The organism is Halopolyspora algeriensis, from assembly GCF_003337235.1.
Classification (GTDB): domain Bacteria; phylum Actinomycetota; class Actinomycetes; order Mycobacteriales; family Pseudonocardiaceae; genus Haloactinomyces; species Haloactinomyces algeriensis.
In genome coordinates, this window is sequence record NZ_QPJC01000004.1 from 1 (window position 1) to 12,303 (window position 12,303).

General features: G+C 68.0%; 10 protein-coding genes. 1 reads left to right on the forward strand and 9 read right to left on the reverse strand.

The window, feature by feature from the left end; translation table 11 throughout:
- From DFQ14_RS08050 to DFQ14_RS08060, 3 genes are all read right to left on the reverse strand, one after another.
- Positions 1 to 173: S-adenosylmethionine synthetase N-terminal domain-containing protein (locus DFQ14_RS08050; protein WP_257233617.1), on the reverse strand; the 173-nt coding region annotated here is incomplete at its 3' end.
- A 66-nt stretch (positions 174 to 239) separates the two neighbouring features.
- Positions 240 to 1,925 carry a glycine/sarcosine N-methyltransferase gene (locus DFQ14_RS08055; protein WP_114452504.1) on the reverse strand — a complete coding sequence of 562 codons (1,686 nt, stop codon included), beginning with the start codon at positions 1,923 to 1,925 and terminating at the stop codon, positions 240 to 242.
- 1,282 nt (positions 1,926 to 3,207) lie between these two features.
- Positions 3,208 to 4,377: an alcohol dehydrogenase catalytic domain-containing protein gene (locus tag DFQ14_RS08060; RefSeq protein ID WP_114452505.1), complete on the reverse strand. Its 1,170-nt coding sequence runs from the start codon at positions 4,375 to 4,377 to the stop codon at positions 3,208 to 3,210.
- A gap of 157 nt (positions 4,378 to 4,534) precedes the next feature.
- Here DFQ14_RS08060 and DFQ14_RS08065 point away from each other — a divergent pair, with 157 nt between their 5' ends.
- Entirely contained in the window at positions 4,535 to 6,091 is a 1,557-nt protein-coding gene (locus DFQ14_RS08065; protein ID WP_114452506.1) for an acetolactate synthase large subunit, read from the forward strand.
- A gap of 97 nt (positions 6,092 to 6,188) precedes the next feature.
- Here DFQ14_RS08065 and DFQ14_RS08070 read toward each other — a convergent pair whose 3' ends face one another.
- The 6 genes from DFQ14_RS08070 to DFQ14_RS08095 form a co-directional block, all read right to left on the reverse strand.
- Positions 6,189 to 6,878, reverse strand: a complete 690-nt coding sequence (locus DFQ14_RS08070) for a response regulator (RefSeq protein ID WP_114452829.1) — start codon at positions 6,876 to 6,878, stop codon at positions 6,189 to 6,191.
- Between the two features lie 24 nt (positions 6,879 to 6,902).
- Positions 6,903 to 7,556, reverse strand: a complete 654-nt coding sequence (locus DFQ14_RS08075) for a sensor histidine kinase (RefSeq protein WP_158546677.1) — start codon at positions 7,554 to 7,556, stop codon at positions 6,903 to 6,905.
- 60 nt (positions 7,557 to 7,616) lie between these two features.
- Positions 7,617 to 8,786 (reverse strand): glycosyltransferase, encoded by a 1,170-nt coding sequence (locus DFQ14_RS08080; RefSeq protein ID WP_114452508.1) that lies wholly within the window; start codon positions 8,784 to 8,786, stop codon positions 7,617 to 7,619.
- Positions 8,787 to 8,793: 7 nt separating this feature from the next.
- On the reverse strand, positions 8,794 to 9,495 hold the full coding sequence (locus DFQ14_RS08085; RefSeq protein WP_246195546.1) for a LuxR C-terminal-related transcriptional regulator: 702 nt from the start codon (positions 9,493 to 9,495) through the stop codon (positions 8,794 to 8,796).
- A gap of 166 nt (positions 9,496 to 9,661) precedes the next feature.
- Positions 9,662 to 11,047 carry a glycosyltransferase family 2 protein gene (locus tag DFQ14_RS08090; RefSeq protein WP_114452831.1) on the reverse strand — a complete coding sequence of 462 codons (1,386 nt, stop codon included), beginning with the start codon at positions 11,045 to 11,047 and terminating at the stop codon, positions 9,662 to 9,664.
- Between the two features lie 27 nt (positions 11,048 to 11,074).
- On the reverse strand, positions 11,075 to 12,301 hold the full coding sequence (locus DFQ14_RS08095; protein WP_246195411.1) for a glycosyl hydrolase family 18 protein: 1,227 nt from the start codon (positions 12,299 to 12,301) through the stop codon (positions 11,075 to 11,077).
- Positions 12,302 to 12,303: the final 2 nt, after the last annotated feature.

A 12,303-nucleotide genomic window follows, 5' to 3' on the forward strand; every position in this document is an offset into this window, starting at 1 on the left:
GTGACCTCACCGGCCAAGTGCACCTGACCGGTGGTGATCATCGTCTCCATGGCCACGCGGCTGCGCGGGTCCTGCGCCAGCATCGCGTCCAGGATCGCGTCACTGATCGAGTCGGCCATCTTGTCCGGGTGACCCTCGGTCACCGACTCACTGGTGAACAGCCTGCGGTTCATCTCAGTCACGGGTATTACTCACCTTTCCGCTGTCGGGAGATTCGACGTTGTCGTTACGTACAGGTCTCAGGCCCGCGCGTGGATGATGCCCCACGCGAGGTTGCCGGCGTTGCCGCCGCTGACCCAGTTCTGCAGGCCGGTCTTCATGTTCTTCCGGTACTCTTCGCCGATCCGGTCGGCCAGCTCGCTCTCGCGGCTTTCCAGGACCTCCAGCACTCGGCCGTAGTGCACGGGCAGGTAGGAGGTCAGGTCCTCGAACTCGAAGGTCTGCAGACCCAGCCGTGCCAGTTCCTTGCGGTAGAAACCGGGGGAACCCATCGTGTCCAGGTGGATGCGCTCCAGGATCGGCCCGAGCGCCTTCTGGTCGGCGTTGTCCGCCGCCATCGGGTCGGTGAAGACGAACTCACCGCTGGGCTTGAGCACACGGGTGGCTTCCTCCAGCACCCGCTCCCGGTCACCACTGTGCAGGATCGCGTCCTGCGACCACACGATGTCGAAGGCGTTGTCCTGGTACGGGATGTCCTCGAAGGAACCGTCCCTGACCTCGATCAGCTCGTCGAGTCCCTCGGCGCGATTGAACTCGATGTTGCGCCGGTTCTCCACCTCGCTGAGGTTGAGGCAGGCCACCTTGCAACCGTAAGTCCGCGCCAGGTAACGGGCAGCACCACCGTAGCCGGCCCCGATGTCGAGGATCCGGGTCTCCGGGGTGATCTCGACCTTGCTCGCCATCCGCTCCACGGTCCGGCGCGAGGCAGCGTCGATGTCCTCGTCCGGGGTCTGGTAGAGGCCGACGTGGATGTCGTTGCCGCCCCAGACGTGGTAGTAGAAGTTGTCGGCGTCCTCGGAGTTGTAGTAGTCCCGAGCGGTGTGCACCGCGTTGGAGTACACCTCCGAGAGCTCGTTCTCCTCCCGGTAGCTCTTCTCCGCCACGTGGATGAAGAAGTCCGGCTCGGAGTCGCCGTAGGTCTCCTGGAAGTCACCGTAGGTGTCGATCCGCTGGAAGCCGACCTCACGCAGCAGCCGCCGCATGTAGTTCTTCCGCAGCGGGTACATGTTCAAGTAGTACTCGGACTTGTCCGGGAAGGTGTACTTGAACCGTGCGAGCCCCTCGTCGACGTGGTCCGGCTCCGCCGAGACGTCCTCGCCGGCGTAGTAGTAGGTGTGCTTGCTCGAGAAGCCGTTGTCGAGGATCGAGTCGTAGTTGCGCTGGTCGATGATCAGTACGCCGTCGTGCTTGAGCATGGCGTAGAACTCGGCCAGCGCCTTGCGCCGGTCCCGCTCGGAGAACAGGTGCGTGAACGAGTTCCCCAAGCAGATGATCGCGTCGTACTCACCGTGGACGTCCCGGTTCAGCCAACGCCAGTCGGCGTTGACCACCCGAAGGATGTGCCCACCGTAGGTGAGCCCGTTGGTGAAGGCCTGGGCCAGCATCTGCGGGCTGCCATCGGCGCTCACGGTCTCGAAGCCCTCTTCGAGCAGGCGAACCGAGTGGAAGCCGGTGCCGGTCGCCACGTCGAGAACCGACTCGACGCCACGGGCCTTGAGCTGATCGACGAAGAACTGACCTTCGCTCTCGTAACGCTTCTTCCAGTCGATCAGGTCGTCCCACTTGTCGACGAAGCCGCCGACGTACTCCTGCGTGTAGTGATCAGTGTCGCGCACTTCCAGCGGGTTGTCGCCGAAGGTCTGAGCCTCCTGATGAACCGGTTCAGATGTCTTCCCTTCAGCAAGATCGTCCACACTCTTGGTCATACTTCACTCCCACCACTCGCGTTGGTCATGCGCCACTGCACCGCTCGGGCGCGCGGGCATCGGCCCGCGCCGAGCTCTCACGGACGCGCCGGGCAGCCTCTTCTCACGGCAAAGCCGGATCGGTGTGGGCGGCCGAATCTCCAGGCCGCGCGCTGTCACCGGTCATCACACTCGGCCGGCACCTTTGCCGTCCGATCCCGGCGCAAAGTCCGTGCGCCGAGGACTCAATCTAGGGGAATAAACGCAGAAATCAACCGCACAAACGTGTGACCCTGATCATAGCAATGCGATGATCGCGTGATTCGAGTGAACACTCAGGGTAAATAAATGCGCTCTTACCTGCATCAATTGGCGCAATTCGACATGAAGTCACAATCCGGTAAACACGAGATAGCGTGTTCATGCGTATACTGCGCGTGCGCAGCATGTACCACAGCGACGACAAACGAGGCAACCGTTTCGCCGAAGAGAATTTTCACCAGGGCATTCACCAGGGCATTCACCAGGGCATTCACCAGGGACACTGCGGTGAATTTCTATTCTCTTGTGTCCTTTCCATCGAAGACGGGACGGCGCGTGTTACACTGATTGCCCGTGCAGAGACGTCGCGCCACGACCACCGGCGAAGCCGCCGCTGCGGGCCTCGCCGGGCAAGTGGGCTCCACGTGCAGCGAGAGGCCGGCGAGAGCAAGCCCACGAGGCACATCGGTCAGCCTCGGCGGTGCCGATCCGGGGGAGAGCCGCGGGCAGGCTCCACATTCAGTGCTCCCTCGGCACGCGCCGTCGCCCGCGAAGGGATATTCGCCACCGCTCGAGTCGCGGTAATTCGACTCGCACCGTTCCTGTTCGGCGGTGTGCTCGCGAAGAAAGTCCGAACGCGGTGTTTTCCATCACCGAGGACACTTGCCGAGCTCTCGTTGTGAACAATCATCACCGGCGGTCGGTGTGATAATTCACCCATTCGGCTTTTGGTTCCTGAAAGCACTCGGCGGCGAAACTCCGGGGTATCCGGTCGAGTTCACTTTCCCGATACGCGACTCGACATGTCGGCTCTTTCCGCCGGATCGTCCGAGAGGTCCGCGCATCCGGGTACGCGATACCGCCGAACGGATCGCGTACCCGCCGCAGGGCGGACAGCACCGTCACCCGGTCGGGTGCACACCCGCTCGTGGGTGTCGCGGGTGCTCCGGGCGCCGCGAGCAGAGCCGGAGGGCAACGGTGCCGCGAGGCCCTCGTCGAGGGCCTCGTGCGCGGACAACGATGCGTCGCACCGGAGCCGCGATCAGGTCAATCCCTCGAGAGCGACCTTGATCCACCCGGGTTCGCGCTGGTCGAACGCCTGGTAAGCCTGCACCGCGTCACGCATCGGCTCCTGGCGTTCCAGGATCGCCGATGGATCGAGTGCGCCACTGGCGACGAGATCGACCAGCCGGGGCATGAGGGCACGATGGTTGCAGTTGCCCATGTGCACGGTGAGGTTCTTGTTCATCGCGCTGCCGATCGGCCAGGACTCGAAGGTCGGTGGGTACACCCCGATGACGCCGATGGTGCCCGCCTTCGCGACCGCTTGAACGGCCCACCGAGCGGCCTGAGAGGGCAGGGTGCCATGGCTCCAGGCGAGCGTGCCACCACCGGAGGCTTGTGCCTGCTCGGACTCGCTGCCCTCGGCCTGCGGATATGCATCCACTCCCACGGCGTCGATCACCCTGTCCGGGCCGATTCCCCCGGTGAGTTCCCGCAGCATTGCCACCGGCTCCTCGGCGCTGAAATCCACCGGCTCCGCGTGCTGGCGCCGGGCGGTCTCCAGCCGGCCGGCCACCGAATCCACCGCGAGGACTCGCCCGGCTCCCTGGTACCAGGCCGAGGCGATCGCGAGTTGCCCGACCGGCCCGCACCCGAACACCGCGACCGTGTCCCCCACACCGACCTCGGCCAGGCGAGCCCCGAACCATCCGGTGGGCAGCACGTCGGAAATCACGATCGCCTGCTCGTCGATGATGCTGTCCGGCAGCGCCACGAGGTTGGCGTTGGCGAACGGCACCCGCACGTACCCGGCCTGCATGCCCGCGAACCCTCCGGTCGCTTCCGGACCCCCGAAGATCGCGGTCCCGGCCAGCGGGCCGTTCGGGTTGGCGGTATCGCACTGCGCCGTGTAACCGGCACGGCAGTACGAGCAGGTACCGCAGGCGATGGTCGAGGGCACCACGACCCGGTCGCCGGGCTGGAATGCCCGCACGCCACTGCCCACTTCCTCCACCACACCGACTCCCTCGTGGCCGAGGACCGTGCCCGGTGCCATGCCGGGGAAGGTGCCGCGGATCATGTGCAGGTCGGTACCGCACAGGGCACTCATCGTCAGCCGCACGATCGCATCCGTCGACTGCTGCACTCGAGGATCGGGCACGTCCTGCAGTTCCACCGTGCCCGGCTCCTGCCATACGACTGCTTTCATACCGCGCCTCCTTCACTGGTGTCCGTGCAGCGGAAATACCCGGTGACTGCGGCGGACAACCACCGCGGACACTCGTGAGGGACCACACGTCCCTTGCCCCGCGTCGAGGCGGCATAGAGCATGTCCGGCGAGGCATCCCGGGTGTGAGGAGCGGTGCGTGAACGGTGCGGAGAGCTTGCTGCGGACGGCGAAGGCGGCGGGAGCGGAAATCTGCTTCGCCAACCCGGGAACGACCGAGATGTCTCTGGTCCAGGCCTTCGACGACATGCCGGGAGTGCGTTCGGTACTGGGCCTGTCCGAAGGAGTCGTCACCGGTGCCGCCGACGGGTACACGCGGATGACCGGCACACCTGCCATGACCCTGCTGCACCTCGGACCGGGACTGGCCAATGGCCTCGCGAACCTGCACAACGCTCGCCGCGCCCGCTCGCCGGTGGTCAATGTCGTCGGTGAGCACGCGAGCTGGCACCAGCCCCACGATCCGCCATTGGCCGGCGACATCGAATCACTCGCCCGCCCGGTCTCCGGCTGGGTCGGCCGTACCGGTTCCGCCCGGTCCGCGGCTGCCGACTTCGCCCGAGCTTGGCAGTCCGCCGCGACACGGCGTCTGCCCGCCACGCTCATCGCCGCCGCTGACCACATGTGGAGTCACGGCGGGGAGCCGGCCCCGATCGCGGCCTCTCCGCCACTGCCCCTGGTCGACGATCAGCAAGTACACGCGGTGGCGAAGGTTCTCGCCGGGGAAGGACGGCCAGCACTGCTGCTGGGTGGGTCGGCACTGACCCCGGAAGGCCTCCGCACCGCTGCGCGGATCGCGCACGCGGCGGGCGGGGACGTACTCACGGAGCGCTCGCCCGCTCGTATCGATCGCGATCCCACCGTGCCGCAGCTGCGCTCGTTGCCATATTTCCCCGAGGATCAGCTGCGGCTTCTCGACGAGTTCACGGATCTGATCCTGATCGGGGCCATCACGCCGGTGTCCTTTTTCGGCTATCCGGAGCTGCCCGGTGTCCCGGTGCCCGCCTCGATGCGTGTGCACACGCTGGCGACTCCGGACGAGAACGCCCTCGGTGGTCTCGAACAACTCGCCGAGAGCACCCACAGCGAGGCCACCCACAACGCGACGGGAGCGATCACCGAAGCCGAGCGCAGGCGAGTACAGCCCCCGCACGGCGCGCTGGATCCTTCCGCCGTTGCCGCTGCGATCGTGAGCACCCAACCGGAGGCCGCGATCGTGGTCAACGAAGGGATCTCCTCGGCGGCCGCGTACTCGAAGCTGGCCTGCGCGGCGCCGGCGCACACGGAACTCGCGCTGACCGGCGGCGCCATCGGCATGGGCATCCCCCTGGCGACCGGAGCCGCGATCGCCTGTCCCGAGCGGCCCGTCATCGACCTGCAAGCCGACGGCAGTGCGCTCTACACCCTGCAGGGCCTGTGGACGCAGGCGCGGGAAGGACTCGACGTGACCACGGTGGTGTGCGCCAACCGGCGATACCGGATCCTGGAGGCCGAACTGCACCGTGCGGGGGTACGGCAACCCGGTACGGCCGCCACGGGTATGACCGGCCTCGACAACCCCGCTCCGGACTGGATGTCCCTGGCGGCCGGGTTCGGTGTTGCCTGCATCCGGGCCACCACCGGCGAGGAACTCGTCGATGCCCTGCACCGTGCTCACGCCGAACCGGGGCCCCACCTCATCGAGGCCCTGCTGTGAGAACCGTTGCGCAGGCCCACCGGGATGGTCGCCTCGAGCGCTGCCGCGAGGTCTTCGGCCTCGTGTGCGGGAACAAAGCTGCGCTGCACGCGGCCTCTCAGGGAGCGACCTCGGGAGACAGTGCTCCGCCCGCCGAACGGCTCCGCGGAATCTCGGCCTCGGCGAGCAGGTGGTGCCGGACGGCGAAGGTGGCCGCCTCCAGGCGGGAGTGCACTCCCAGTTTCGTCAGCAGGGCCTGTACGTGGGTGCGCACCGTGGTCGCGGACACGCCGAGCTCCTCGGCCATCGTGCCCGTGCTCGCCCCTGCCACGAGCAGCCCGAGACATTCCCGCTCCCGTCCCGTGAGGGGCGCCATGAGCGGAGGCGCAGGACGGGCCCGCGACGGGCGGCGCTGCGGTACGGCCGCCGGATCGGTCACCACGTCCCCGTTCGCCACGCGCCGGAGCACGGTGACCAGAGCTTGCACACCGCACATTTTGTTGACATAGCCGGCTGCCCCGGCAGTCAGGGCCCGCTGCATTCCGCGGGCGTCCCGGTCGGCGGTCAGCATCACGACTTTCGTGCTGCCGCCTCCCGCCGCGAGCACGTCACCGATGACGTCGAGCCCGTCGCCGTCGGCGAAGTACCGGTCGAGCAGGCAGAGGTCCGGCCGGTGTCGGCGAACGTCGGCCACCGTACCCTGCGCGCTTCCCGCCGTGGCCAGCACGGTGAACCCGTTCCGGGGCAGCACCGCGCTGAGAGCATCGACGAAAACCGCGTGGTCATCGCCCAGAACCAAGTCGACCATCACAGCCCCCGCGCCCTCGTGAGATCACATGTTCCCCAGCTGCCCGGCACGAGGAAAGCTCAGCAGGGCATGCGTGCCACCGTGTTCGGCCGGGCAGACCCGCAGGTGAGCTCCGCAGCACCGCGCGAGCTCGGTGACGATGCCGAGTCCCAGCGAGGCCATGCCCGCAGGACCGCCACCGAATCCGGGGCCATCGTCGATCACCTCGATGGTCACGTCGGGACCGGTCCCGACCGCGACCTCCACGGTGCCGTCCGGCCCCGCCGCTCGGGCGGCGTTGTCGACGAGATTGGCCACCATCCGCCACAGCAGTGTCCTGTCCGTGCACAGTGCCACATCCACGCCGGGCCGCAGGGTGATCGTCGTCCGGCCGGACAGAGCCGTCAACGACACCAGACTCTCCAGCACCTCACGGACATCGATCGTTTCGAACACCGGCTCTTCGGCAGGCAGTGTGGCGATCCCGATCAGCCTGGACAGCTCCTGCTCCGCCAGGTCCAGGCGACGCCGAGCCTCTGTGGACAGCTCCGGGTCATCGCCGATCGCGTCGATGAGCAGCGACAGCGCCCCGAGCCCCTGACCGAGGTCGTGCACCAGGCCCCACAACCGCCCGAGGTCCTCGGTGGAGTGGGACGGCTCCGGCCGCGTCCTGGCCACCAGGTTCGATCCTTCGTGCACGGTCGCTCCTTCTTCCACCATCACAAGACGAGCACGGATCCGACGCGGAGTCGGCGAACGTCAGCCGCCGGGTCGCAGAGAAACGACACCGGCTTGCCGGGCACCGGAGTCGTAAGTCGCCGCCAGCACTTCGGCGAGGGCAGCCTCGCTGTAACGCTCGTCCACACGCGAGCGTGCAGCCGAGGCCATCCGTGCGGCTTCTGCGGGCGAGTCGAGCATATGCGCCACAGCCGTGGCCAGCAGCTCCGGACGCTCCGGCGGCACGAGCAGCCCCGTCTCGCCGGGGACGACCACATCGGTCACCGCGTTGACCGCGGTGGCGACGACGGGAATCCCGCAGACCATCGCCTCCAGCACGGCCAGTGGCAGGCCCTCGTAGCGGCTGGGAAGGACGAACACGTCGAACGCCGCGAGCAGGTTGCCGACGTCGGTACGTTCACCGGCCAGCAGTACCCGCGGCCGTGGTCGCCCCCGCATGACGAGCCGCCGAACCTCGTCGGCCAGCTCCCCGTCGCCGACCCAAACCCCCTGCACGTCGTACCGTGCCAGCGCCCGCATCGCGGTCACGAAGTCCTCCGGCGCTTTCTGGTAGGTCAGGCGCGCCACCGTTCCCACCACCACACCGCCCGGGTCCAGCCCCAGCGCGCGGCGCGCACGCAGGCGTGCCTGGGGAGTACACACCGGCGCGTCGAGGTCCACGGCCCCGCCGATGGTGCGGACACGGTCGGGAAGGACCACACCGCGTCGCACTGCCTCGGCGGCCACGCCCGAACCCACGCACAGCGCGACATCGGTGTCTTGGCCGAGCATGCGCTCGATACCGATGTAGACCCGCCTGCGTGCCGCCGATTGAAAGGCGTGAAACGGAAACCCGTGGAAAGTGTGCACGATCCGGGGTGTGCGTGCCCGGCGCGCGGCCAGTCGCCCCACCGCTCCGGCCTTCGCGCAGTGCGTGTGCACGACGTCGAATCCTCTCCGGGTGAACATTCCGGTCAGCCGGTGCAGGGCCTGCAGGTCGCGCCGGGGCTCGATCGTGGGACGGAGAGCCGGTTCGAGCACCGTTTCCAGCCCGGCCGAAGCCGCCTGGTCGAGCAACCGCCCCCCGCTGCCCGCGACGAGCGTGACCCGGTACCTGTCCGGATCGAGAGCCCGGGCTCCACGCAGGGCCAGGACACCCGCGCCCCCCTCCATGCGCGTGATCACCGTGGCCACCCGTATCGGACTGCTCATCCGGCGATCACCACCGAGAGTCCTGCCGCCGTGCGAGCACGCCCGTCGCAGGGCTCTCGGAGGCACTCAGCCCGGCAGAACAGGCCACGCTGACCGCCTCGAGCTGGCTGTGCACGCGCAGTTTGGCGAGGATGCTGCGGGTGTGGGTGCGCACGGTCTGAGCCGAGATCAACAGGTCTTCGGCGATCTGGCCACCCCGTTTTCCCTCCGTCATACCGAGCAGCACATCGCGTTCGCGGTCACTGAGCACATCCAGCGGGCCACTTCGCTCCCGGGCTCGGCGGACATCGTCGCGCAGCGCGCACAGGACCGCGCCGAGCACCTCGGGCGGAAACCAGGAGTGACCCCGGCAGACTCCGCGCAGGATGCCGATGAGCTCCTCGGCCCCGCACTCCTTCGACACCCACGCCGCTGCTCCGGCGCGCGCGGCTTCCACAGCGCATCGATCGCCCCGCCCCGCAGTGAGGACGACGATGCGTGCCGCCGACCAGGCCGCGGCGAGTCGTTCCAGCACCCCCCGCACGGACGGGCCGAGGGGTTCGACATCGATCACGATGACGTCGGGACGCAGCCGCGCGGCGGTATCGGTCAAGCCGGGGTCCTGCGGCGCCGACTGTCCGACCACCCACAGATCCGGCGTGGCCGACAGCCGGGCCGTCAGCGCCTCGGCCAACATCCGGTGATCGTCCACCAGAAACACCCGTACCATGCTCACCGGACAACTGTGCCCCGAAACCGTCGGGTTGTCCGCGTGAAGCAGGCGGGCCGTCCCTCCACCGAAGTACCCGGGGCCGGAGAAGTACCCGGGCTCTCCGGGGTTGCCGGGAGCGCGCGGCCCCGTGCGGGTGCGCACCCGCAGGCTCGCGAAACCGTTTTCAGGCGGCCGAGGCCGGTGAGTCGGTGTCCGATGAGGCCGGTGAGCCGGTGTCCGATATCGTCTCGGCCCCGAGTTCCCGCCTGCTCGGACTGCGCCACCGTCCCGTCGATGTCGACAACCACACCAGCGGCAGGGCATACAGCGCGATCACGGCATCGAGAATCCGCAGGAGCGGAAAAAGGGCACCGAAAGCCAGGAACCGGGTCCTGCGCAGGAACAGGGCCACGGCGCACGTCAGTGCGAGATCGGGGAGCACGACGCCGAACAGCAGCGTGCCGAAGCCGACATGGGTGGTCACGAAGCCGTGGATCGCGGCCACCTCCGGGACGGCGAGTACGGCCCCGAGCAGTTCCGGTACGACGAGCAGCAGCAGCACGAGCGGCAGCAGCACGAGCAGGACACTGCTTGTCAGCTGTTCCAACAGCAACAGGACGAGCATGCCGCTGAACAGGTCCGCACGAAGGCGGTGCCGCCGTACGGTCTGCCACAGTCCGAGAGCCCACCGCTTGGTCTGGCGCACGTAGTCCCCCAGGGTTCCGGGATCCTGGGTGACGGCCACAGCCGACGGAGTGAACCCGACCTTGCCGAGCCGTTTCCGGTACACCTCGAAAGTCATGTTGAAGTCCTCGATCACGAGGCCGGGCGGGTTCACCTCGATGTGCGGCAGGACTTCCGTGCGGTACAGGCTCGCGAACCCGGGAATGATGTGGGTGGCGTTGACACGGCGCCAGGTCTGGCCGAACTTCAACAGGTACTGGGTCAACGCGTAGATCCGTTGCCGGTGGCACACCAGCAGCTTTCCCACCGCGGACAGGCCGCTGCGGCACCAGTCACTGCGCACGCAACCGGCCACCGCCACGATGCGCGGGTCGTCGAACAGGGGCAGGGCAGCCCGGAAGTATCCGGGGTCGACCCGCGTGTCGGCGTCCAACAGCATCACGGCCTCGAAGCGATCGACGAGCCGGAAACGCTCGATGGCTTCCTGCAGTGCTCCCGCCTTGCCGAGATTGGTGCTCGTCCGGATCACCCGGACCCCGCACCGACACGCCACGTCGAACGTGTCGTCGGTGGAGCCGTCCGAGACGACATGCACGTTCGCCCGGGGCACCACCTCCAGGACGGCCCGCAGGCTGTCGGCGATGACCGGTCCCTCGTTGTGCGCGGCGATCAGCACGGCGACGTCGTCGACGGACAGCGAGCCCGGCCGAGCGGGCGCAGCACCGCGCGCGGCGCGTTTGCGGAGGCGGTGGACCCCGCCGGATGTGCGCCTGCTCGCACGGTGGCGTGCCACTGCCCCGTCGAGCAGCCGCAGCAATCCGACCGTTGCCCACAGCGCGAAGTTGGTGCCGACGACGAACATGGCGAGCAGCCACCAGGGAATCACCGCACACAGCCCTTCCACGAGTCCGGATCACCGCATGTCGGTCAGCAGCGTTTCGTGCAGTTCGGACCAGGTGCCCGTATCCGCGGGGCCGTACATCCACAGGTACACACCGCCGATGCCGGCCTGCCGGGCCACCCGGAACTTGGCTTGCGAGCTCGCGGCGTTTTCGAACCACACCTCGTGCTCACGCCCCCGGGCGTCGGTGTAGCGGAACCAGGGCGAACTGCTCGCCGGGTCGAACCGCACCCGCACCTGGTGGCTCGCCGCGATCCGGGAGGCTTCTTCCCAGGTCACGGGTGTTCCGTATCCGTTCACCCAGTCGTATCCGTAGAGCGGCACCCCCAGCACCACCTTGTGCGCGGGTATTCGGGTCTTGGCGTAGCGCAGCACGTCTTCGATCCAGCCGATCGGCGCCACCGGTCCCGGGCCGGAGGTCGGCCAGTGGTAGTCGTAGCCCATCAGCCGAACCTGATCGGCCACACGTCCGATCGCCGCGTAATCCTGAGCGACATTGCGCTGGTCATAGCCCGCCTCGGTGGTCTTGGCGAACAGCGCCACCGACAGCAGCTTGCCCCGGGCGTGCAGAGCCGCGGCCAGTTCGGTGACGAAGCCGGTGAATTCCTCCCGGTCGCCGGCGCGCAGGTTCTCGTAGTCGATGTCGATCCCGGCGTAGTCCTCTTGCAGCACCAGGGCGACGATGTCGGTGATGTGCTCCTGCCTGCGCCGGGGATCGTGCAGCAGTTGCGCGACCGGCTCGTAGGCCCATCGCCCCCGGGTCGTGTTCGCCAGCGTCGGCAGCACGGGCAGCCCCGACTCCCGCAGTGTCTGCAACTGCCGGGCCACATCGTCGGCCTGGTCCGGCGGGAACTGCGGGACGATGCGGCCGTCGGCGCCGAGCCCGTACATCCACGGCGACACCTGGTTGACGGCCCGGCGGTGCTCCATCAGCGTCGACGTGCCCGCATCCAGGTTCCAGAACGGCACCGACGCCACGACGAGATTCCAGTGGCCCGTGGGCATGGGCGCGGGTGCCGTGCGGGACACCGACACCATGGCCAGCAGGAGAACGCACAGCAGCAGGATCACCAGGTACACCAGCCCCTCGATATGCCGATTCCGATGCGTGTCGCGGGAGGAGCGCGTCCCCGGAAACACCGACGGACGTGCCGGATCGGCCCCCCGCCACTTCCGGCCGTTGCGGCTTCGGCGGGCGAACATCGCCAAGAGCCCGGTCGTGACCGCGTCGTGTCCCATCG

Excerpts from the sequence above, each read along its gene's own strand:
- DFQ14_RS08095 (WP_246195411.1), bottom strand. The coding sequence starts at position 12,301 with ATGGGACACGACGCGGTCACGACCGGGCTCTTGGCGATGTTCGCCCGC.
- DFQ14_RS08060 (WP_114452505.1), bottom strand. The coding sequence starts at position 4,377 with ATGAAAGCAGTCGTATGGCAGGAGCCGGGCACGGTGGAACTGCAGGAC.
- DFQ14_RS08055 (WP_114452504.1), bottom strand. The coding sequence starts at position 1,925 with ATGACCAAGAGTGTGGACGATCTTGCTGAAGGGAAGACATCTGAACCG.
- DFQ14_RS08070 (WP_114452829.1), bottom strand. The coding sequence starts at position 6,878 with ATGGTCGACTTGGTTCTGGGCGATGACCACGCGGTTTTCGTCGATGCT.
- DFQ14_RS08085 (WP_246195546.1), bottom strand. The coding sequence starts at position 9,495 with ATGGTACGGGTGTTTCTGGTGGACGATCACCGGATGTTGGCCGAGGCG.
- DFQ14_RS08080 (WP_114452508.1), bottom strand. The coding sequence starts at position 8,786 with ATGAGCAGTCCGATACGGGTGGCCACGGTGATCACGCGCATGGAGGGG.